The sequence below is a fragment of the Streptomyces ziwulingensis genome, from assembly GCF_039542605.1.
Taxonomy (GTDB): Bacteria; Actinomycetota; Actinomycetes; order Streptomycetales; family Streptomycetaceae; genus Streptomyces; species Streptomyces ziwulingensis.
On sequence record NZ_BAABIG010000073.1, the window covers coordinates 1 to 22,966 of the forward strand.

12 protein-coding genes and 4 pseudogenes are annotated in these 22,966 nt (G+C 72.7%); 5 read left to right on the plus strand and 11 right to left on the minus strand.

Annotated elements, in window-relative coordinates; genetic code table 11:
• Positions 1-168 (minus strand): annotated as a pseudogene (locus tag ABEB00_RS29920) (IS3-like element ISMyma3 family transposase); the annotation flags it as partial.
• On the opposite strand from ABEB00_RS29920, the gene ABEB00_RS29925 reads away from it, so the two are divergent.
• Positions 167-1,120: a TniQ family protein gene (locus ABEB00_RS29925; RefSeq protein WP_345623687.1), complete on the plus strand. Its 954-nt coding sequence runs from the start codon at positions 167-169 to the stop codon at positions 1,118-1,120. The pseudogene ABEB00_RS29920 and the gene ABEB00_RS29925 overlap by 2 nt on opposite strands.
• Before the next feature lie 474 nt (positions 1,121-1,594).
• Positions 1,595-1,894, plus strand: a complete 300-nt coding sequence (locus ABEB00_RS29930; RefSeq protein ID WP_345623688.1) for a transposase — start codon at positions 1,595-1,597, stop codon at positions 1,892-1,894.
• Between the two features lie 92 nt (positions 1,895-1,986).
• On the opposite strand, the gene ABEB00_RS29935 is transcribed toward ABEB00_RS29930, so the two are convergent.
• Together ABEB00_RS29935 and ABEB00_RS29940 are read right to left on the minus strand one after the other, a co-directional pair.
• A complete protein-coding gene (locus ABEB00_RS29935; protein ID WP_030565460.1) occupies positions 1,987-2,847 on the minus strand; it encodes a nucleotidyltransferase domain-containing protein in 861 nt (286 codons plus the stop codon).
• A gap of 103 nt (positions 2,848-2,950) precedes the next feature.
• Positions 2,951-4,327, minus strand: a complete 1,377-nt coding sequence (locus ABEB00_RS29940; RefSeq protein WP_345623690.1) for a helix-turn-helix domain-containing protein — start codon at positions 4,325-4,327, stop codon at positions 2,951-2,953.
• A 537-nt stretch (positions 4,328-4,864) separates the two neighbouring features.
• Here ABEB00_RS29940 and ABEB00_RS29945 point away from each other — a divergent pair.
• The 3 genes from ABEB00_RS29945 to ABEB00_RS29955 all read left to right on the plus strand — a co-directional run bounded on the left by ABEB00_RS29945 (position 4,865) and on the right by ABEB00_RS29955 (position 7,880).
• On the plus strand, positions 4,865-5,905 hold the full coding sequence (locus tag ABEB00_RS29945) for a helix-turn-helix domain-containing protein (protein WP_345623692.1): 1,041 nt from the start codon (positions 4,865-4,867) through the stop codon (positions 5,903-5,905).
• A gap of 159 nt (positions 5,906-6,064) precedes the next feature.
• A complete protein-coding gene (locus ABEB00_RS29950) occupies positions 6,065-7,330 on the plus strand; it encodes an IS701 family transposase (RefSeq protein ID WP_345623694.1) in 1,266 nt (421 codons plus the stop codon).
• A gap of 328 nt (positions 7,331-7,658) precedes the next feature.
• The gene (locus tag ABEB00_RS29955) at positions 7,659-7,880 is read left to right on the plus strand and encodes a hypothetical protein (RefSeq protein WP_345623696.1); all 222 of its coding nucleotides are present in this window, start codon (positions 7,659-7,661) and stop codon (positions 7,878-7,880) included.
• A 158-nt stretch (positions 7,881-8,038) separates the two neighbouring features.
• Here ABEB00_RS29955 and ABEB00_RS29960 read toward each other — a convergent pair whose 3' ends face one another.
• The 8 genes and pseudogenes from ABEB00_RS29960 to ABEB00_RS29995 form a co-directional block, all read right to left on the minus strand.
• On the minus strand, positions 8,039-9,613 hold the full coding sequence (locus ABEB00_RS29960; protein ID WP_345623698.1) for a PQQ-dependent sugar dehydrogenase: 1,575 nt from the start codon (positions 9,611-9,613) through the stop codon (positions 8,039-8,041).
• 161 nt (positions 9,614-9,774) lie between these two features.
• Positions 9,775-10,446, minus strand: coding sequence for a lytic polysaccharide monooxygenase auxiliary activity family 9 protein (locus ABEB00_RS29965; protein WP_425586591.1), 672 nt, complete (start codon positions 10,444-10,446; stop codon positions 9,775-9,777).
• Between the two features lie 854 nt (positions 10,447-11,300).
• Positions 11,301-11,930, minus strand: a pseudogene (locus ABEB00_RS36145) (alginate lyase family protein); the annotation flags it as partial.
• Positions 11,931-12,091: 161 nt separating this feature from the next.
• Positions 12,092-12,979 (minus strand): annotated as a pseudogene (locus ABEB00_RS29975) (ThuA domain-containing protein); the annotation flags it as partial.
• Positions 12,980-13,052: 73 nt separating this feature from the next.
• Positions 13,053-14,433, minus strand: a pseudogene (locus tag ABEB00_RS29980) (ricin-type beta-trefoil lectin domain protein).
• A 1,062-nt stretch (positions 14,434-15,495) separates the two neighbouring features.
• Positions 15,496-20,895, minus strand: coding sequence for a non-ribosomal peptide synthetase/MFS transporter (locus ABEB00_RS29985; protein WP_345623704.1), 5,400 nt, complete (start codon positions 20,893-20,895; stop codon positions 15,496-15,498).
• Positions 20,892-22,172 (minus strand): ATP-grasp domain-containing protein, encoded by a 1,281-nt coding sequence (locus ABEB00_RS29990; RefSeq protein WP_345623705.1) that lies wholly within the window; start codon positions 22,170-22,172, stop codon positions 20,892-20,894. The genes ABEB00_RS29985 and ABEB00_RS29990 overlap by 4 nt, the downstream gene beginning before the upstream one ends.
• Positions 22,169-22,966: phosphopantetheine-binding protein (locus tag ABEB00_RS29995; RefSeq protein ID WP_345623706.1), on the minus strand; the 798-nt coding region annotated here is incomplete at its 5' end. The genes ABEB00_RS29995 and ABEB00_RS29990, both read right to left, overlap by 4 nt.

Here is a 22,966-nt window from a genome sequence, read left to right on the forward strand (position 1 = left end):
CTCGTCGCGCTTCACCCAGTTCCGCAGGGTCTCGGCCGAACCAATACCTAGCTTCTGGGCGACCGCCCGCAGCGCGGCCGACTCGTTCGGATAGTCACCACGGACCTCGGCGACCATACGGACCGCTCGTTTGCGCAGCTCAACGGGATAGGAGGAGGGACGTGCCATGACTCAATCCTTTCACGGAATCGAGTCTCCACCGAACCCGGAACGGTTCACCTCGAGCCGCCCCGCGTTGCGAGCCGGCACCATGTGGCCCAGCCTGCCGGGCGCGCTGCGCGTGAGGCCGCTGCCCCGCGAGGCCACCACCTCCTACCTCACCCGCCTCGCAGCCGCCTACCACCTCAGTGCCGCCCAACTCCTCGACGGCCTGCACATCACCGCCACCGGCACCCCCGCGGCCCCGCCCGCCACCGAAATCCACCTCAGCAACGAAGCCGCCCGCCGCCTGTCCGACTTCACCCGCATCCCGTCCGCACATCTCTCCCGCGCACTGGCCCGCCAGCCCCCGCCCGCCGCCATCGGCACGGCCCACGCCGCCATCGCCCGCTGGCAGCCCGTCCAGCCCGCGATGCAGCCGCTGCCTGCGTGCACCGCCTGCACCGCTCGCCGCAGCCCGCACACAGCCGTACCCGCCTGGATCCACCCGGCACCTAACCTGCCGCGGGCCCTGATCTGCACCCGCCACCAGCAGGCCGCCAGCGACTCCCGACAGCGCACCCCTCTCAATATCCGCTCCCTGCCCGAACTCACCCGTGCCCGCCTCGCCACCCGCCGCCCGCCCACGGCGGTTTCTCTCAGCTGGGCATCGACGATCACCACGCGCTGGTACGACCACCACCAGCACCTCCACGCCCGCTGGCACAGCCGCCTGCGCCAGCTCACCACCGCCAACCCCCACCTCGCCTCAGGCCCGGCCTCCCCCACACTGACCTGCCGGAACCTGATCACCTACCCCGAGACCCTCACCCTCGCCACAGCCCTGGACCGCCTGCCCCCTTACCCCCTGGCACGCATCCAGCAGACCGCCTTCCTCCACGACTTGGCCGGCCGCCTCCACCTGCCCCGCCTCGCACCCGCCGACCACGACCTGCTCTGGCAACGCCTGACCACCCGCTGAACCACCACACGGCCCCTTGCCGCCCTCACAAGACCGGCCCGCACCGGTACCTATAGGCGCGCCAACCACACTGAGCAAAAACCGCTGCCCTACTCAGCTCACTGCGCAGCACCAAAGAACCAGCTCATCCCACCTATCCTCCGGCGCCGGACACTCGACTCCGCGTAAAACCCCACCCACGGAACAGACCCACCGCTCAGTACAGCTGAGCAACATCAGGCAACAACCAAGATCAATAAGCAACCACGTCAGCTACGCCACACCGCCCCGGCCAGTGGCCTGGCAACGCATGTGGTGGGCCTGCCGCTATCACCTGACCGGGCTCCCGGACGGTGTTGAGTGGTGGCCCGGCGCCCCGGACGACGAGCACATCACCGCCTGGCTGGCGGAGCAGAGTGTGCGACGGGCACTGTTGTTGTCAGAGCAGCGGCGTCGGGTCGATGAACTGCTGTCGCTGGCCGGCGGGATGCCGGTGTGGCGGCCGAGGACCAGCGATGTCGCCTGGCAGACGCTGTCCGGGCTGCTGCCCGCGCGGTCGCATACCGGGGCCGTCCCCGCGGCGAACGGCAGAGCCTGGAAGCCATCGTCCACATCGCCTGCACCGGACAGGCGTGGACACGGCTTCCCCCGGCCCTGGGCCCCTTCCAGGCCTGCCGGCGCCGCTTCATTCGCTGGCGCGACGACGGCACCCTCCAGCAGATCTCCCGCGCTGTCCTGCCTGAAGGGGACGCGATCTGGCAGCAACGGCTGGCCGCCTACATCGGCCCTGCCTGAAGAGATCCGTCACCGCGTGCACCAGGAGCGCGGTGGGCATCCGATGGTGAGGCGTTCGTCGACGGGGACTCACCCGGGCATGGGCGTTCCGGTCACGGGCGGGGGAGGGCGGAGCGGTCCTGGACGGTGATATGGAGGGCGTGCAGGGGCTGGGTCCGGGTGGGGCGGACGACCTCGAACCAGTCGGTGCCCTCCTGCAGGTGGTGGGAGATGCTGCGGTAGTGGCTCCAGCCGAATCCGATGCCGGTCTGCCAGGTGGTGTCGCTGTAGCGGCTGCCGATGACCGGTTCCCCGTGCAGGTAGACGGAGTCGAGGGGGCGGGAGGTGGCTTCGAGGTGAGCGAGGACGGCTGCCGCGGCGCGGCGCAGCGGGCTGGTCTCGCTCCAGCGGGTGAGAGCTTCGAGGGCTGCGGGATGGGCGGGTTCGGCGTCGGGGAGCTGGAGTTGGCGGATGGTGGCGGCCTTGCGGTCGACGAGGTCGGTGAGATCGATGCGGACCGGGCGCGGGACCCAGCGGTCGATGCCGTCGAAGGCTTCGATCATGTGGTCGCGTGGGGCCCGGCCTGCCTCGGGGTCGGGAGTGATGGCGGCGAGCCGGGCGCGGGCGGCATCGACGGGTTCGCCCCGGGTCCACAGCAAGGTCAGTTCGAATCCTTCCGCTTCGAGGCTCTTGCGTTCACCGAAGTGGATCTGCAGGCCGCGGCTTCTGCCCTTGAGGGCGCGCTTCATCGAGGCGGAGGGGTCGCCACCGTAGGACAGGGAGTGAAGGAACTCGGAGGTGAGACGGTCGTCCCTGCGGTGCTCGACGACCAGGTCGACGTCTGAAGGGTTCAGTGCGCCGCGTGCGTAGGAGCCGAAGACGAGGACCTCGTCGACGAGGTCCAGCGGCCAGCCTCCCTCTTCCATCCGGTCGAGCATGTCGTTGAGGAGCGTGGTGGCGCGCTCGCGTTTCACGGAAGACCTCCGCTGGTGGGTTCGGGTGCCGGTGCATCTAGGTCTGTGGTTCAGCCGGTCTGCCGCAGGGGCGCCCGGCCGGGGATGTGGGTGCGGTGGTGTCTTACAGGGTGGTCGGCAGTGAGATCACCGGCTGGGAGATGGCCTGCGGGATGCAGGCGGGAGCGGTGCGGCCTGCCTGGGTGCAGGCCAGAGTGAGGAGTTGGAGGTATCCGAGGGAGACCGGGCGTCCGGGGAGCTTGCCCGTTGCCTGTTCGAAGCGCTCGAGCGTGGCGGACTTGATGCCCAGGTGGCCAGCTGCGTCCTGGAGATCGAGTCCCGCGGCTTCACGGGCTTCCCTCAAGAGTTGGGCTTTGTCGTGCCAGACCTGCGGCGTCGTCTCGGTGGCATCCCGGGCGACGGACGCGCGGGCCGCGGCGAGGGCGGTGCGGATTCGGTCGCTGCGGGGTCCGAGCAGGAACCGCGCGAGGCGGGCGGCGTCGGCCGCGTGGTCGACGCCCTCGCTCCAGGGCTGGGAGGCCTCCTCGTACACGCGGGCCCGGGCCGTGGCGCACTCCTCACGCTCGCCGGATTCGGCGCCGTAGGTGCGGTGGCGGTCGCTGGTGCAGGCCAGTGTGCTGTCCTTCGCCAGGTCCATGTCGCGGTCCTCGTCGTCGGCCTCGATACCGTCGATGACGTCCCGGACCTGCCGGCGTTCTCGTGAGGTCAGGACGCTCGCGAGTGCTTCCGCGGCGGCTTGGGCTTCGGGCCGGCCGGCGGGCTCGAAGCTGCCGCCCCAGGCGTGGGATGCGTCTTCTCCCTCCGCCCTTTGGAAGGCCACGTCGATGGCTTCGAAGGTGTGCGGGCTCCAGGCGTGCATCATCAGGATGATCTCCTGCAAGGCACGCTGGGTGGCCGGCTCCATCTCCTCCGCAGTGCCGCTGCTGCGGCGGCGCCGCGTTCCGCTCATCCAGTCGGTGAAGGTCTCAGGCCGGCGGGAGTCGGACGGTTGGGCGTCCGTAAACCAGCGTGCCGCCCTCACGACGCAGGCGTGCGCGTGCTGGATGGCGGCGTACCAGCCGAACAATGCCTCACGGTAGTCATTCACATGACGGTCCTCGGCAACGGTGCCGGTCTCCGTGCGGCAGTGCTGCGGGCACTGCGCCGCGCTCACCCGGTAGAGAGCGGCGCGGGTCTCGGGGAACGACAGCAAAGCGGCGTCCAAGTGCTCATATTTGGGGCTGCGGTTACGGCGCTTTTCGAGCCCCTGGTCGAGGAAGACCTGGAAGCGGGGTTCCTCACGCCAATTGGCTGCGGCGCTGCGGACACGGAAATCGCTCTGCCACGCTCCGGTCGCGATGACCTCCCGCAGCGCCGAAGCCACATCCCGCCGCAGTGCCGCACCCCATGTGATCAGGACCGGCAGGCGCTGGGGATCACTCCCCAGCGCGGACATCACCAGATCGACGTCGTCATGACGATGAAGATGACGCTGGAACACGAACTCCCCCTTGAATGCAGCAGTCCCCGACTGCCGCCGCACCGTCGCGTGGAGGCAGTCCTCCATCTTGCACGAGGGGTACGACAACGCACCGGTGGATGGGGGTACCGGAGCTTCACGTGGGACCGTGGACGCTAAAATCACGGCCTCGTCGGCTGGACACGGGATGGGGCATCTACGGTTCGAAACTCCTCGACGCGCAATGGGATGCGAAACGCACGGATGAGGTACGGCGGCTGCTTCGGGTTGCGCTCACACGCGCTCGCCACACCGTCGTCTTCGTCCGCCCGGGCGATGCTCTCCCCCTCGCCCCGCCGCCCCCGGCCACGGACTGAACGGTCAAGCGGCCTCGCATCCAGTGGTGCCGCTGTCCCGTAGGCCACAGCGGCTCGCATGCCGTGCCCGGCTCGGTATGCCGGTCCGACAGCCGGCCGTCCCTGTCCTGCACCACAACCAACCTCCACCCAACATCAAATGAGCACTCAATGAGTGCTAACCTCAATGGGGATTGCCTGCCGGACACGCGAAGGGGCGAGCATGGCCAAGGAATCGGCGAACAACGCGGTGAAGCGACGCCGTGCCGAGCTGAACCTCACACAGCAGGAGACGGCTCGACGCGCTGATGTATCTCTGGCGACCTGGCGGCGCTTCGAGAACAGCGCAGACAGTGCCAGCGCACTGGACGGGTTCCGGGCGGACAACCTGCAAGGATTCGCCCGGGCACTGAAGCTCAGCGTCACAGCGCTGAGGCAACTGACTGATGCCGAGGCCGCTCCGGGGGCCGAAGAGCGCGTCGAGATCGACCAGTCGGTCACCGATGTCGTGCAGTTGTTCAACAGGTCTTTCACGGGTGAGCCGCTCACCCCGGCAGACGCCATGGCCCTGGCCAACACCGTCGACTTCTCCGATTTCGCCCCCACCCGGGACGGCAAGCTGCACCTGGACACCTCGTTCAACTACGAGTTCGCCGCCTACCTGAAAGGCGAGGCGACGATCCGGGACGTCAACCTGCTGCGCGACCTGCCTGAACTGGCTCTCACCCAGGTCAACAACCACTGGCTGGTGCGCATGGGTGAGCGCATCATGCGGATCGGCAGCGAACTGGGACAAGGGCGTGTCCCGCGTCCTCAGTGCCTGGCCGACGAGTACGCCCTGTGGATCGTCATCCAGAACACCGATCCGCCTCAGATCGGCGACGTCCTCGACATGTTCTCCGGACTCCGGAACGCAGATGACGTGTTCGGCTACGACCCCGATGCCGATGAACCCGACGACGAACGCTCGATCCGCGAGGACTGGATGAACCGCATGGTGGGCGGCCTCCTCCCGCCGGACGAAAGTCACGGCCACCGGCGGTATGACCTGACCCTCATGGAGGCGTACGGACAAGGCGTCTACGACCCCGGCGACCCCCGTCACCCTCTTCGCTGGTTCGACCGGGACGACCTGCGTGAACGGTGCACATCGGAGCTGGCCTTCGTCAGACTGGCGAAAGAGGAACAGGAGGCCCGGACCGCCGAAGCGCTCAACCGCATGTCGGAACTGCTGCGTCCGGGAAGAGCCGACGACTCCCACTGACCACAGTGGTTCATCCAGGCCGCGACGGGCGGGGGCATCACGGACGGCGGCGCCCACTGCGTGGGCATAACCGCTGTTTCCCGCCTGGGCCTAGTAGGGCTTGGTCAGATTCACTCGTGAGTGGCGTGTCCGTTGGTCTGCGAGTGTTGTTGGGGTGGTGTGACACCTGAGGAGTTGGCCGGGGTCCGGGAGGACCTGGAGGCGTTCGCGGCGGAGTTGTTCGGCGGGTTCTTCCGGGCGGACCAGCGGCGGTGGGGACAGGCGTATGTGCGCGGGCTGCTGCTGGACGGCAGACGCAAATCGGTGGAGCCGATGACGGCCTGTCTCGGCGAGGACGGCAACCGGCAGGCACTGGCGCATTTCATCACCTTCAGCCCGTGGGATCCGGCCCATGTGCGGGCCCGGCTGGGCTGGAGGATGCACGAGGTGATCAACCCGGAAGCCCTGATCATCGACGACACCGGGTTCCTCAAGGACGGGGACGCCTCGGCGTGCGTGTCGAGGCAGTACACCGGCACCGCGGGCAAGGTCACCAACTGCCAGGTGGGCGTCTCGGTGCACCTGGCCACCGACCGTGCCTCCGCGGCCGTCAACTGGCGGTTGTTCGTGCCCGCGTCCTGGGACCCGGCCTCGCCCGAGGCCGATCCGGTCAAGGTCGCCCGCCGTGGTCGCTGCGGCATCCCCGACCGGGTGGGGCATGTGGAGAAGTGGCAGCCGGCCCTGGACATGATCGACGAGACCCTCTCGTGGGGCATCGACATCCCGCTGGTGGTCGCGGACACCGGCTACGGCGATGCCGCCGCCTTCCGCCACGGGCTGGAGGAACGGGACCTGCCCTACGCGGTCGGTATCTCGGGCCGTCACACCGCTCATCCGGCCGAGGCCCGGCCCGTCCAGCCCACCTACGCGGGCACCGGGCGACCGCCGGCAGCCCAGTACCCCGAGCCCGCCCATGCCGTGAAAGACCTGGTCATCGCGGCAGGGAAGGCGGCCGCACGGCCGGTGTCCTGGCGGGAAGGCTCCCAGCCGGGCAAGAGCCGCAGCGGCGTCAAGCGCATGTACTCACACTTCGTCGCCCTCAGGGTCCGCCCGGCCGGACGCGGCGTCAACAAGGCCGCCGATGATCCGGAGCTGCCTGAGCGGTGGCTACTGGCGGAGTGGCCGGCCGACGAGAAGGAACCGGTGCAGTTCTGGCTGTCGAACCTGCCCTCCGGGATGCCCCTGGCCACACTGGTGCGGCTGGCCAAGCTCCGCCGGCGCGTCGAACATGACTACCGCGAGATGAAGCAAGCTCTGGGCCTGGGCCACTTCGAGGGCCGCACCTTCACCGGCTGGCACCACCACGTCACCCTCGTCTCCGCCGCCCATGCCTTCTGCACCCTGCGACGACTGACGCGAGACCCAAAAGATCCGGCGCCAGCCTGAGCCTCTACCAAGTCGTCCGGGACCTGCAGACACTCCTCGCCACCTGGACCGGCGCCTGCCCCACCTGCCACCGCAACATACCCACACCCATACAAACCTGACCAAGCCCTACTAGTTCCGTTGCGGTGGGCGAGGTGCGGGGCATGGCCGGTTCCTGCAGTCCGGGGCGGCGAGGGGGCCGACCCATCCCCTGGCTGCGGGCGTGCAGTGCGGCGGTGGCGGTCACCGGCAGCCGCAGCAGGCACTTCTACGAGGCCATCGTCAACACGTGCACGTCCGAGGGTTTTGCACCCGTGCCCCGGTCAACTGTGCTGGAGGTTGGCTGAAGGTGGACCTGCACAGGGCGGCGACACTGCCCTGGGTCATCAACGACCGTACGCGCAGCGCGTGGCCGCATCCCTCCGACGAGAGCCAGGAACACTTGGCGGACCTGGTCGAGCAGCACACGGTGGCCGGGGGGACAGTCGGCGTGGAGCGGGCGAGGGCTGGGCGGCGGGTGCCGGCCTCGACCGCGGCGTCGGAGGAGAAGGACGCGGCGGCCCCACCGTAACCGGAGGGCGCGGCGACGGTGCCGGCCCCCCGCACCTGGCCGGAGCGTCGCGCTCCGGCCCGCCATGGTCGGCGGCAACGGGCGGACGGAGGTGGTCGGGACGCACCCGACGGAAGCGCGCCCGGTCGCGGGCACGTTTTTGTCGGGTGCGCGGCGGTTCAGGGGGCGACGGCGCAGGCGTCCCCGTCGAGGGTGAACCGTGGCGGCGGGGAGGAGTCGCCGGTGTGCTCGGCGAGATAGCCGAGGGTGACGCTCGCTCCCGCGGGGATCGTGGCGTTGTGCCCGGCGTCGGCGGCCGTGATGATGTTGCCGCCCTGGACCAGGTCGGTGTTCCAGTCGGAGACGACGGTCTGCCCGAGGGCCAGCGGGAATTCGAGCGTCCAGCCGTGCACCGGGGTGTCGCCCGTGTTGGTGAGGGTGAGGTCGACCGTCGTGCCGGTGCCCCAGGCGCGTACGGTCCGCTCCACCCGGCAGGTCGGCTCCTCGCGCGCGAACGACACCCGGTGCAGGCCGCCCGGCAGGTCGTTGACCACGTAGAACTCGCCCTCCGCCGACGTACCGATCGACGTCACCTGGGTCGGCATCTCCCCGATCTCGGCCTGTTCGTAGCCGCCCGTGCCGTCCGGGCGCAGCGCCCATACGGTGGCGGAGCAGTAGTCGGTGGCGATGTACGTGCCGCCCACCAGGTCGGCGTGGTCCCGGCCGCGGTAGACGTGACCGCCGATGACCGAACAGCCACCGGTGTACGGGGAGTAGGTGAAGACCGGCTCGGTGTACTCCTCACCGGGCGGGCAGGTGCCGCCGGTGAACCTCTCCAGGCCCTCGTAACAGGACCAGCCGAGGTTCGCGCCCGCTCGGCCGGGCGCGAGGTGGTCGACCTCCTCCCAGCGGCCTTGGCCGACGTCGCCGATCCACAGCGAGCCGTCGGCCTCGTCGAAGGAGAACCGCCACGGGTTGCGCAGGCCGTACAGCCAGATCTCCGCACGGGCGCCGGGGGTGTCCACGAAGGGGTTGTCGGCGGGGACACAGTAGGGGAGGGACCCGCATGCGCGGCTGACGTCGATCCGCAGGATCTTGCCCAGCAGGGTGTCCAGCCGCTGGCCGGCGCGCAGGGGGTCCGCTGAGCCGCCGCCGTCGCCGATGCTCCAGTACAGGTTGCCGTCGGGGCCGAAGGCGAGCTGGCCGCCGTTGTGGTTGCTGAACTCGGCGTGCTCCTGGGTGAGCAGGACCTCCGCGCGCTTGTCGCCGAGGCGGTGGCGGGCGAGCGTGACGGCTCCGGCGGGCGGTGCCGTGTACGCCAGGTACACCTCCTGGCTGTCGGCGAAGTCGGGAGGGAGGGCGATGCCGAGGAGGCCGCGTTCGTTGCCCGATTCGTCGACGGCCGCGGTGATGTCCAGCAGCGGGGTGCGCGCCAGGCCGGTGTCCGGGTGGTAGACGCGGACGGTGCCGGACTTCTCGGTGATGAACAGCCGGCCCGAGCCGTCGTGCGGGGCGACGAGCGCGGTGGGTCTGCGCAGCCCGGAGGCGACCTGGGTCGTGGTGGCGCTGAGCGAGGGCAGCGGGACGGCCGGCGCCGCCTCCCGAGCCCCGGTCCGGTGCGCGGGGACGTGCGCCGAGGCGGGCGGACCCGAACCGGGGGCGGGGGCCGCGGCGGCGGGCAGGGCGGTCAGGGTGGTCAGGGTGGTCAGCAGGAGGGCCAGCAGAACTGGCCCGGTCCGGCGGCGTCGGGACATGTCGGCTCCGGGAGCGAGGTCGCTTGCGCGGTGGTGCCGGTGCGGTGGTGTGGCAGTGCGGTCCGACCACGGCCGCCGCGGCCGGTCCGTGGATTCCCACGGCACGCCGCCCCGCCGGACGGCGTGCCGTGTCCGGCGGAGCGGTCCGCCGATGTGTCGGGTCAGCGGAAGTTCACGTCACTGCACAGGAAGTAGGTCTGGTCCATGTGCGACGCCTGCCAGATCGTGTAGACGACATGGCGACCGCTGTAGCCGGACGTGCTCACGGGGATCGTGTAGTTCTGGCTGGGCGCGTACCGGCCGGTACGGGCCACCATCTGGAGGTCGTTCCAGGTCAGGGGCTGGGTCGTGGGGTCGAAGCCCTGCCTGGTGACGTAGACCAGGAAGTAGTCGGCGCCGTGGCTGGCCTGGTCGTACAACTTGACGTCGAAGGTGGCGCCGATGTCCGTGGTCTTCCATGGGCCCACGGCGTCCAGTGCGTTGTAGCGGCCGCCCTCGGTCCGCCCGCCGCTGCACAACTGGCCGTTCGGGACGGCGGCCTGGAAGTTGCCGCCGGAGCCGTTGCGGTACAGGCCGTTCCAGTTCCACATGCCGTTGGGGTCGGCGTTCCACGCCTGCCAGCACATGGGGTCCTGCTGGGCCATGGCGGGGTTCTGGAAGTCACTGCCCCAGCGCAGCCAGCAGCCGTAGTTGCGGGAGGCCGGGTCGATGACCGAGCCGTGGGCGACGGCCGTGCCGCTCCAGGAGACGACGCTGAGCAGCGCGGCGACCATAGCGGTCAGCATGAGCGTCAGTCGGCTCCGCATGCGTGGGGCATGCGCATGACAATCCATGATTCTCTTCTCCTCGGTGGGGGGATGTCTGTTCGCCGATAGGGATGTCGGCGAGTGGGAGCGCTCCCACCCCAGGCTGCGCGTCCCGAAACGGAGGGGCAACGTGCGTTCGCGCCACTTTGGAGTCGTTCGCCGTACGGGCGGGACGTCCGGGCGCTCATGCCCGGCACCGTCCTGGTTCCGCGTGCGCCCGCCTGCGGCGCCTCACTCCGCGCGCCCGGCCGCGCCCCGGACGGGCCGCCGCCCGCCGGTCGTCGGAAGCCGCACTCTCGGCCGCCCGGTCTGTGGCACGGCGGGCACATCAGCGCCCTGAGCACGGCCGTCCGGCTGGGCTCGTGAAAGGGAGGGAGCGGCCCGCCGGTACGGCCGGGAAGAGGTGGAGACGGCTCGGAATGCCATGGCCTCGGCCCGCGTCCGCGAAAGTGGCCGAGAACATGTGCACCGGATTTCCGGAGGCTTGTCGGACTGTTTCCGGACCGGCCCCACGAGCCTCGCCTTGCGCCGGCTCGACCGCGCGTACCTGGCGGGTACGCGCGCCTGGTCGGACGGTTCCCGGGTGCACCCGGTGCACCCGGTGCACCCGGCGTCACCGCCTCGCCGGTCCGGCACCGCGGCCCCCGCCACACGCCGGCGCCGAGGCGGGCCGCGGCGACTGCGCACCGCGGGCGGCCCCACCGGCCGCCGCGAACTCGCGCCGCACCCGCGCCCGGCACCGGGCCGCGTTCGCGGCTGTCCCCGGAGCGGCACCCGTCGCGCGGCCGGGGAGCTGCTGCCCGGCCGCACACGGCCGGGAGCGGTGGCCGGCCGAGGTGCAGCCGTCGGCCGGCCACCGCTCCCGGCGGTCCACCGCGTGCTCAGCCGCCGGCGTGGGAGTCCCACTGTTCCGGAGCCGGACGCGGCCGCCACAGGTCGCCGCCGGGGGGCCTCCAGGAGGCGGACGGCCGGCCGGGCCCGTCGGTTGCCGGCGTCCGCGGCCGTGTGCCCCACGTCGGTGGCGGTGTACCGGCGCAATGCCAGCTCGGGATGCGGCCACGGCCCGGCTCCGGCGACGTCCTGGCCGGCCTGCCCGGGGTGCGGGTGCTGTCCGGCGGCAGCGAGCCGCTCATGCCCGCCGCCTACCAGGACACCGCGATGGCCGCGAGCCGGGTGTGCGCGACCAGGGTGAAGGTCGAGTAGTGCCAGCTTCGGGTGCGGGTGAGTTCCTGGGGCTGACGTCCGTCCCCGGCGATCTGTGCGGTGATCCGTCCGCCCGTGGCGGCCCGTACGGTGCTGCGGGCCGGACGCCTGTCGCCCGTGGCGTAGGCGAGCGTGGCGAACTGCGTGTCTTGGACGGTGCCGTGGTTGTTCACGGCGGCGCCTTCCTGCTTTCCGAAGTCGCTCTCCTTCAGCCGGTCGAGGAAGTCCTTGTTCCACTCCGTCATCCGTCTGCGGTCGTCTCCGGTCCGGCCGGGCGCGCCGGTGTCCGGGAGGGCGATGGCGTCAAGGGCGGGGTGTCGGGAGTCCTGTGGGCGGTGTCCGACGCCGAGCTGCGGGGGGGGGACCACGGCGGCGAACGCGGCCGGGGTGGTCGCCAGGACAGCCAGGCGACGCTTCGCTCTCATCCGTCGACGCCGATCGGAGGGGGCGTGGCCGGTGCCGTGTGCCGAGCGCTCCGCGACAGAGGTTCGGCGGGGCTTGCGTCCGCCGGCGGCCGGGCGGTGACGCCGCCGAGCCATTTCAGGCCGTCGAGCAGCCATCGGTTCTGCGTCGCACTGGCGAACGTGGACGACAGGGTGGTGCCGGTCGCGTAGTTCATCGCGTTGTGCCCGAAGTTGGCGTACAGCATCCGGTAGCGGCTGTTGGTCCACACCAGGGGGTAGTAGCCGTCGTACCAGGTCTGGTCGGGGTCGGTCCCCAGGGGGAAACTGCTGGGATCGACCGAGGCGAGGATGTCGATGTCCGGGTTGTCGCGCAGGTCGTTGGACCAGCTATACCACTCGCTGACCGACGAGGTGAAGCCGGCGGGCAGGTGGGCGGTCGACGGGTGGGCGTGGTCCTCGACGCGCAGCCGGGCCGTGGTCGGGCCCCAGGTGTTGGACCTGAAGTCGCCGCTGCCGAGGAACTCGTCGTGGTACCACGACCAGTCCCGGGACTGCGTGGTGAACGCGGCCACGTGGAAGCCGAGCCAGGCGCCGCCTCCCCGCATGTACCGCTCGAAACCGGCGCGTTGACCGGGGCTCGCCGGGGCGTCGTCCAGGAAGACGACGACGTCGTACCCCTCCGCACGGCCGTCGGCGAGCACGTTCCAGTCGGTGGTGGCGGTGTAGGTGAAGCCGTTCTCCGCTCCGGCCCGCGGGAACCAGGCGTTCGCCTCGCGGACGAAGCTGATGTGGGCCGCGTCCCAGGTTCCGTGGTAGAGGGCGAGAACCCTGAAGGGCTGCGCCTCGGCGGCCGCGGGTGACGTGGTGGCCAGCCCGAGGAGGGAGGCGAGGAGGACGAGGACGGACCACAGCGAGCAGGACACCCGTGGTCGGCGTGTGTGTCTCGGGAGCATGGGGCCTCCGGTGGGCCGGCCGTGCGCGGTGGGCGGTGCGGGGGTGGCGGTGGGTGGGGGCACGGCGGACACGTCAGCCCCGGTACTGGGCCAGGACTCGGGTGAAGTCCCAGGGCTGCTGGCCGACTCCGGAGCAGGTGTCGGCTCCGCCGCCGGAGCACGGGCGATCGCGGTTGACGGACCAGAACGTCAGGCGGGCGAGGTGGTGCTGCTGCGCGTAGGCGAGGATGGTCCGGAAATCGGCGACGGTGATCGTCTCCCCGACATCGGTGACACCGTTCATCGAGGAGATGCCCATGTGCCGGTAGGCCTGGTCGTCGCTGTAGCCGTAGGCGCTCTTCACCGCGGCCTTGAGGCCCTCCGCGGCGCGCGTGGTGAGGGTGCCCATGTTCTGGCCGTTCCCGCCGAAGTTGAAGGGCATGACGGTCCAGCCGTCCACGGTGAGTCCGGCCGCCGCGGCCCGGTCGATCAGGCTGGTGTCGGGACCGTTCTGCCCGGTGCCGAAGGTGACGTACACCTTGATACCGGGATTGGCGGCCTTCACGGCCTTCAGCGCGTCCACGGTGCGCTGCTGGACGGCGGGGGTGTCGTAGGCGGCGGCCTCGATGTCGATGTCGACGGCCTTCAGACCGTACGCGTCGATGACCTTCTGGTAGGCGGCGGCCAGCTCGCCCGAGCCGGAACAGGAACTTTCGAGCTTGTTCCCGCTCCATCCGCCGAACGACGCGATGACGTCGCCGCCGTTGCCCCGCACGGTGTTGACGGTCTGCTGGTCGACTCCGCCGGTCAGCGGGCGGCTGCCGTCCCACTGCGGGTTGCAGTACCCGTTGCTGAGGACGAACGCGAGGGTGTACCACTTGACGCCGGTCGCGTTGGTGACCGTGGTCGGACTTGGCGGGCTGCCCCACCCGTTGTACAGGTACGGGGCCACGGCCATCGGAGGCCCGTCGGCCGGGGGGACCTCACCGGCGGCCGGTGCGGTCCACTTCTGGTTTCGCCGCGCCGGTGCAGCTCCACAGTTGCAGCCGGGTGCCGTTCGCCGAGGAACTCCCGGTGGCGTCGGCGCACTTGTCGGAGGCGGGGTTGACGAGGTCCCGGGCGGCGGTCACCGTCCAGCGCTGGTTCGCCGCGCCGGTGCAGTCCCAGAGCTGCAGCTTGGCCCCGTTGGCGACGGAGCCGGCGACGACATCCAGACACTTCCCGAGCGCCCGGACGGTGCCGTCGGCGCCGACCGTCCACTGCTGGGCCGCGCTGCCGTTGCAGTCGTAGAGCTGCACCGGCGTTCCGTTGGCGCTGCCCCCTCCGGCGACGTCCACGCATGTGCCGGCCAGGCCGGTGATCCGTCCGGTGGCGGCGGAGGCCGGCGAGGCCGTCACGAGTCCCGCGGCGAGCGCGAGCGCGGTCACGGCGACAGCGGCACGGGGCAGGGATAGGCGGGAGAGGGGTTCAGTCATGGGGGCACGGCCTTTCGCACACGGCGGCGGTCAGAGTGGGGGTCCGAGCGGCACAGGCGTGTTCACGTACTAAAACTCTGGTCGTATCCAGGAACGCTGTGGTGATGCGTGAACCTAAAGGTCCGGACCAAGGGCGTCAAGGGGCCCGGGGATCGGGAACCCGCCGGCGGTCGGACGGCGGTCCGGTCACACCGTCGCAGGTCGATCGCGCGGTGGGCTTCCCGCGGCCGCAGGACGCGCAGGATGCCCTCCAGCAGGCAGCAGGCAGCAGTCCGCGTACAGGAGGGAAGTCTTGCCCCTTCCTCGGCCGGCCCGTTGCGCCTGCGGCGGGCGACCACTGCCCGGGCGCGCCTCGACTGTCTCGTCAGGCACGTCCGCGCCAGGGAGGTGAACAGGCGCAGCGCCGTCTCGCGGTACTCCCGTCGGCCCGGGACGGCGGCGAGTTCGTCTGCGGCGACTCCGCAACCGGGGGCACCGAGCAGGAGCCCGGTCGGCGCGGACCTGAGCGGCGTGCTGCCGGCCGGTGCGGACCTGCGTGAAGGGGACCTGCGTGGCGCGCTCGTGTGCAAAGAGGAGCTACGCGACGTCGATTGGCTCCGATCCGGTCGGACCAAGGCCCGGATGGGCCCGCCATCCAGTGCGTGAAACTGTCGGGGACCTTGGACGAGGCCCGTTGAGGTGAGGCTGTGACCGGCCTCTCGGCGCGCACCTGTCGGACCGAGGTACCGGGGCGGCCCCTTCCGCGACCGGGCGGCACCCCGCCGGCAGAGGCGATCCGGTGAGTTCGGCGACGAGGCATGCGGGCTGCTGTCCTCGTGACCGTTTGGAGCCCGCTCGCTTCCGACATGGCCCCGCGGTCGGCTGGGCCGCCGACACCTGCTCGCCACCCGACCCGCCCGACCGGCAGCCGGGCGACCTGTTCGAGCCATAGCTGAGTTTCCTGCCAGACCGGCCATCAGCTCAGGTGAGGAGCCCACCGCGGCCGATGCCGCGGGCGTTCGGTGGGGGGCCGGAGTTCGAGCGAGCGCGTTCGGCGCGTCGTCGGAGGGCTCACCAGAAAGATCAGGCTGAGTGCCGGCGCACACCCGCCGCCCCTTCGGCCTCGGCCAGCCGGTCGTCCGCCCGCTGCTGGACGGTGTCGAGGTCGGTGGCCGTCTCCGGGGCCGGAGTCGCGTCGGGCAGGTCGTCCTCCAGGTGGCGCAAGGGGCGCCAGCACAGGCCCCACACGCCCAAGACGACGAGGCAGAGCCCGCACCCGAACAGCAGCAGGGCCATACCCCGGCCGGGGCCTTCGCCCACCAGGGCGCGCAGCACGGCGTGGTGGCGCAGGAGAGGGGTGAACACGGCGTCGGCCAGCGGGCCCGCCGCGAGGAAGCCGGCCGGCTGGGTGGCGAGAGCGAGCATCAGGTGGGTGGCGAGCACCCGGCCCTGCAGTTCCTGGCCGACTTTCACCTGGATCAGCGAGAGCCAGTGGGCGTTGAGCACGGCCATGGCGGCCATCCGCAGTGCCAGTCCCGCGGCCACCACCGCAACGGACGCGTGCGACCCCATCAGCATGGTTCCGGCGCCCACCGCGACAGTGGCGCCGATCATGCCGGTCGCCCGGCGCCGGGTGCCGCCCCACGACAGCATCAGCAGAGCGCCCGCCACCGCGCCCAGCCCGCCCGCGGTCGTCACCACGCCGAGGTCCGTGACGTGCGCGAAGGACAGGACGAGCGGCTGCACCCCGACGAACACCGTCGAGGCGAACAGGTTCAGCACCGCGGCGAAGCCGATCAGCCGCAGCAGCGGCGGGCGGCGCACCAGGTAGCGCCAGCCGCCGGCGAGTGCCCGGCCGAAGGGTTCGCGCTGCCGGCGGAACAACCGGTCGGGGAAGCGGACGCACCACAGCGAGACGAGGCTTGCCACACCCGCGCAGACCCCGGCGGCGGTCACCCCGGACAGGCCGGTGACCGCCAGGAGAGCGCTGCCGAGCAGCGGCCCGGCGACCTGGGCCGTCCCGATGCCGAGCCCGACCAGGCTGTTGGCCTGGGGAAGATACGGTTTGGGCACCAGTTGGGCGGTGGCGGCCAGATAGGCGGGCCGGTGGAAGGCCGAGGCCAGCGAGGTCACCGTCACCAGAATGCACACGGCCGGCACCGACAGCCCTCCGGTGGCCGCCAGCAGCGCGAGCAGCGCCATGGCGAGCAGCCCGGCGCCGTCGGCGGCCAGCATCACCTTGCGCCGGTCCACACGGTCGGCCACGGCGCCGCCGACCGGCGTCGCCAGCACCGCCGGGACGGTCGCCAGCATCGTGACCAGCGCCAGGTCCAGGACGCGGCCACTGCGCTGGTACGACCACACGCCCAGCGCGAACGAGGTGAGGGCGCCGCCCAGCAGGGACAGGAACTGCCCGGCGGCCACCGTGTAGAAGGGACGCAGGCCGGGACCGTCCGGCCCGGGAACGGTGGGCGGGGCCGGGAGCCGGCCCGCGGTCCGCGCCGTGATCCGTCCGTCGAGGACGGCGGCGAGGGCTTTCGCCTGGTGCCGCAGGAAGTAGTGACCGGCCCGGGGCAGGGTGACGAGGTCGACACGGTCCGCGAACGCCTCCCACTCCCGGTGTCGCTCCTGGTACAGCTCGGTGGACCGGTCCGCCTCACCGACCACGCACAGCAGCGGAGCCGCCAGCCGGGCCCCGGGGGCGGCCAGTTCACGGCCGTAGAAGGACCGGGCCTCGGCGGCGTCGTGCCGCATGGCGCGCAGCGCGGTGCGGACGGCGGCCTCGTCCATGTCGTCCAGGAGCCCGCCGGTGGCGCGCAGCGCGTCCCGGTAGTGGCGGTCGGACGCCCACCGTTCCACCGGCAGCAGCCGGTTCGCCAGGGCGGCCGTCCGTCCCGGCAGCCGGGCGGAGGGGAAGTTGCCGCCCACCGCCACCCCCACCACCGCGTGCCCGCGTGCCTCCAGCCGCCGGGCCAGCGCGACCGCGCCCGCCGCCCCCACCGAGTGGCCGTAGACGAGGACGGGACCGGTCACCGTCTCGGCCACCTCGTCGGCGAGGCGGTCCGCCAGCCGTTCCAGCGGCCAGTACTCCTCGTCGGGCCGGGCCGGGTCGTGGCCGGGTGGCTCGGCGGCCAGCAGCGCCAGGTCGTCCGGCAGGGCGGCGGCGAGCGGCCGGAACACCGCCGCCGACCCGCCGCCGTAGGGGACGCAGACCACCGTCGCCCGGGGCCGCGCGGGACCGGCGAGCCGGTGCAGCAGCCGGCCGGAAGCAGGGCGGGTGCTGTCGAGGTGGGCGGCGAGCGCACGGACGGTGGGCCGGGTGAACAGGTCGATCACCCGCAGCGCGGGGTCGCAGGCGCGGACGGCCCGCACCGCCGCGAAGGAGTCCCCGCCGAGGTCGAAGAAGTCGTCGTCGGCGCCGACCTCCGGGCGGCCGAGCACCTGAGCCCAGATTTCGGCCACCTGTCGCTCGGTCGGGGTGCGCGGTGCGGAGCGTTCCTCGGGCGCGGTGCGCGCCGGGCGGGGCAGGGCCCGGCGGTCGACCTTGCCGTTCGGGGTGAGCGGCAGGCGGTCCAGGACGGTGACCGAGGCGGGCACCATGTACTCCGGCAGACGGTCCCGCAGGGCGGCCCGCACCTGCGTCGGGTCCGGGCGGTGCCCGGTCGCGGGCACCAGCCACGCCGACAGCTCCGGGCGCCCGTCCCGGCCGGCGGGGAGGACCACGGCCTCGGCCACGCCGGGCAGGCGGCGCAGCGCCTCGGCCACGTCGCCCGGCTCCACCCGGAAACCGCGTATCTTCACCTGGTCGTCGGTCCGGCCCCGGAACTCCACCCGGCCGTCCCCGCGGATCCGCAGCACGTCGCCCGAGCGGTACATGCGCCGCCCGTCCACCTCGACGAAGCGCTCCGCGGTCAGTTCCGGTGCGCCGAGGTAGCCGCGGGCCACGCACGGCCCGCCGACCAGGAGTTCACCGGGCACGCCCGGCGGCAGCGGGCGGCCCGCGCGGTCGGCGAGGAAACCGACGGTGTTGGCCACGGGCCGGCCCAGCGGCACGATGCCGGTCCGCGAGGCGGCGGGGACGTCGTCGACGTCGCAGACCATGCGGACCATCGTCGACTCGGTGTGCCCGTAGTGGTTCTGGACCCGCAGCCCCGGCCGGGCGGCCCGGACCTGGTCCACCATCGACCAGGGCAGGGCCTCGCCGGCGAAGAAGAGCAGCTTGCGGGGCAGGAGGGCGGCCAGGTCGCCGTGGGCCGCGAGCAGCGCGAAGTGGCTCGGCACCAGCTTCATCACGTCGACGGGGTGTGCGGCCAGGTAGCGGGCGAGCGCGCCGGGGTCCATCGCCGTCTCCCGGGCCACGAAGTGGACGGTGCCGCCGGTGGTGAGGGCGGCGTGCAGGCAGGTGTGGGCGAAATCGGCGGCGATGGTGGACAGCACGGCGTACGAGCCGCCGGCCACGTCCTCGCCGAGGTGTTCCAGCACCGCGTCCAGGTAGTCGGCCACCCCGGCGTGCTCGACGGCGACGCCCTTGGGGGCGCCCGTGGACCCGGAGGTGAAGATGACGTGGAGCAGGTTGCCGGGGCGTACCGGTACCCGGGGCCGGTGGTCCGGCGCGTCGCGCAGCGTCGCGGGGTCGTCCAGGAGCAGGACGCGTCTGCCCCCGCCCTCGACGGCCGCGCGGAACTCCCGGACGGTGAGCACCGTGCGTACCCCGGCGGTGCCGAGGACGGCGGCGATCCGCGCCGGTGGGTGGGAGGCGTCGAGCGGAAGGTAGCCGCCGCCGGCCTTCAGGACGCCCAGCAGCGCGGCCGGCAGCGTCACCGACGGCTCCAGCAGCACGGCGACGGGTTCGTCCGGGCGGACTCCCGCGCCGATCAGGGCGTGCGCGACGCGGTTGGCGGCGGTGTCCAGCTCCCGGTACGTGAGCCGGCCGTCCGGGGCGGCCACGGCGAGCGCGCCGGGCGTACGGTCGGCCCACCGCTCCACCCGCGGGTGGACGGTCTGCGCGGGGCGTTCCCGCAGCGGACCGCGCAGCACCGCCGGGGCGGGCGAGGTCCACCCGGCGGCGCCGACCGGGCGGTCGGGGGCGTCGAGCAGATGTGCCAGCACGTCCCCGTACCAGGAGGCGAGGTGACGTGCCGTCGACACGTCGAACAGTTCGGCGCGGTGGTTGAGGGTGCCGGTGAAACCGGCCGGGCCCTCGGTGACGGTGAGGTGCAGGTCGGCCTTGGCTGCGGTCACCGGCGGGATCACCGGGGTCGTCTCCAGGCCGCAGAAGGCCGGGAGGCGGTCGTCGAGGACGAGGAAGTTGAACAGTGCCTGCACCACGGGCGCCGCGGTGGCGCCGCGCTCGGGCCGCAGCCGGGACACCACCTGCTCGAACGGCACGTCGGCGTGCGCGAACGCGTCGAGCGCCACCCGGCGGACCCGGCGCAGCAGTTCGCTCCCCGTCGGGTCACCGGAGAGGTCGGTGCGCACGACGACGGTGTTGACGAAGCAGCCGACCATGCCCTCGGTGCCGGGGTCGCCGCGGCCCGCCTCCACCACACCCACCGGGACGTCGGTGGTGTCGCAGATCCTGGACAGCAGTGCCTGCCAGGCCGCGAGGAACACCATGGCCGGGGTGCAGCCGGCCCGCCCCGCGAGCGTCCGCACCCGCTGCGCGGCGTCCGGGGGCAGGGACAGCGGGACCTCGCCGCCCGCCGGGTCCTGGACCGCGGGCCGGGGGCGGTCCGTCGGCAGGTCGAGCACCGGGGCGAGGCCGGTCAGCGTCTCCTCCCACCAGTCCAGGGACCGCTGCCGCACCGGTGTCCGCGCGAGCCGGGCGGCGTGGTCCGTGTGCTGCGGGGCGGGCGGCGGGGCCTCGCCCCGGCCCAGCCGGGCCGCGTACAGCCGGGGCAACTCGGCCCCGACGATGCCCAGTGACCAGCCGTCCACCGCGACGTGGTGGAAGGTCAGGGCGAGCACCGCCTCGTCGCCGGCGCGCAGCAGCGCGGCCCGCAATGGAGGTTTGGCGGTCAGGTCGAAGGGCCGGCCGGTCTCCTCGGCCAGCACCGCCTCCCACCGGTCGGGCGGCAGGTCCGCGCGGACCGCCACCGGTACGTCCGCGGCCTCGCCGACCCGGCTGACGGGACCGGAACCGGGCGGCTCCTCGATCCGGCTGCGCAGCACCTCGTGCCGCCGGGCCAGGTCCCGTACCGCCTCCACCAGGGCCGTCTCGTCCAGGGTGCCGCGCAGTCGCAGGACCACCCGGGAGTGGAAGGCCGGGCCGTGGACGCCGAGTTGTTCGAGGAACCACAGGCGTGACTGGGCGGGGGTGAGCGGCACCGGCGCCGGGCGGCGTGACGGGGGCGGTCCGGGCCGGTGCGGCGACGGTGCCGCCGGGCCGGCCAGCGCGGCGGCCAGCCGGCGGTCGAGCAGGGCGCGGGCACGTTCCCCGGCCGGCCCGTCATCGGCGCCTGCGGCGGGGGTGGGGGTGGTCATCGGTTCTCTTCTCCTGGTGCCGTCGTGGTCTCCGGGCGGGTCGTGACGGTCAGCCGGGCGAGCGCCTCCTCGGCGCGGCTGACCGCTTCCTCCCCGGTGGGTGCGCAGGTCAGGGCGTACGCGACCCGGTCGAGCGAACTGCGCAGCGGGCCGACACGACGGCCGGGTCCGGTCAGGAACCGGCAGGCGACGACGTGCGGCACCGCGAGGGCCGCCGCGAGGCCGCCGACCCGTTCGACGACGCCGGGCCCGGTGTGCAGGAAGCGGATGGCGGATGCCCGCCGGGCGGTCGTCCGGGGCGGGCGGGGCAGCGGATCACCCGCGAGCAGCGTCCACAGGCCGCGGAACAGTTCCACGTCGTACGCCCAGTCGATCAGTTCCGGGATCTCGTCCCCGGGCAGCCGTCCGGCGCATTCGACCAGGTGCGGTGATCCGGCCTCCACGATCCACTCGGCGTGCACCGCGCCGGTGCCGAAGCCGATGGCGCGCACCACCCGCTCCGTCCGCTCGCGCAGCAGCGCCGCCAGATCCGGGGCGACGGCGGCCGGCACGAGGTGACCGCGCTCGACCGGCCGGGTCCCGGGGAACAGTTCCTTGGCGGTGACGTTGGCGAACAGCGTCCGGCCGTCCGCCACCAGCAGTTCCACGCTGTACTCGGGGCCGCGCAGGCACCGCTCGGCCAGCATCCGCACCGGCTCCGGCCCGGCGTCGCACGCGGCGGTGTACTCGGCGACGCACTCGGCGAACGCGGCCTCGCTGCCGTCGGGAGAGCGCAGGACCCGCGCGCCGACGGAGCCCTGCCCGAACACCGGCTTGAGGACCACGGGGCCGGGGTGAGCCGTCATGAACGCCCGCAGGCGGGCGGCGCTCGTCACTTCCTCCCACTCGGGCTGGGGGACGTCCGCCGCCCCGGTGACGCGGCGCAGCAGCGCCTTGTCCCGCAGCAGCAGCGCCGCTGCCACGCCCGCGCCGGGCAGTGCGAGGCGCTCGGCGAGGCGAGCGGCGAACGGCGCGCCGTCGTCCGAGACGGCGGCGACGGCGGCCGGCCGCAGATCGGGCCGGGCGTCGGCGAAGGCGTCGGCGGCGGCCGCGGTCCGGTGGTCCCAGGCCACGACTTCCCGCAGGACCGCCGCCCGTCCCGGTGCCCCGCGCAGCCCGCGCCGGGCGATCACGGCGGGGTGTTCGACGACGACCACCGAGCGGTCGTCCCGGAAGCCGCCAAGCGCCGCCACCGAGGACCAGGTGAAGCCCACGACGAGCAGCGGACGTCCGCTCATGACGCCTCCCCGCCGGCCTCGGCCGCCAGCTCCCGCAGCAGCGTGCGCTCCAGGTCGTCGGCGAAGTCCCCCAGCACGGGCCGGTCGAAGAGCGCCCGTACGGCGATCCGGTGGCCGAGGGCTTCGCGCAGCCGGCCCACCACCCGCGTCGCGGCCAGGGAGTCACCGCCCAGGGCGAAGAAGTCACCGGCCGGCCCGACGCGCTCCACGCGCAGCACCTCGGCCCACACCCTGGCCACGAGGCGCCGCATCGCCGGCATCGGTTCCGCCGCCGTCCCGGCGGGGCCCGGGCCGGGGTCGGGCAGCGCGGCGCGGTCCGTCTTCCCCGACGCGGTGGTGGGAAGGGCGTCGAGGACCGACCACCGCCGGGGCACCAGGTGTTCGGGGAGCCGGTCGCGCAGATACGTCTCGAACACGGCGGCCGGGCGGACGCCGTCCGGTCCTGGTACGACGTGGCCGACCAGGTAGCGGCCGTCCGGCGGGCCCGCGGCGGTGACGACGGCGTCGGCGAGGCCGGGGTGGCCGCGCAGGACGGCCTCGGTCTCCGCCGGCTCGACCCGGTGCCCGCGGATCTTGACCTGCTGGTCGTTCCGCCCGAGGTACTCCAGGACGGAGCCGCGCCACCGCGCGAGGTCGCCCGTGCGGTAGCGGCGCTCGCCGTCCGGCCCGGTGACGAACCGTGCGGCGGTCTCCCCGGGCGCGTCGAGGTAGCCGTCGGCCACGCCCGCACCCGCGATCCACAGCTCACCGGCGGCCCCCGGCAACGCCGGTCGGCCGCGCCGGTCCAGGAGGTG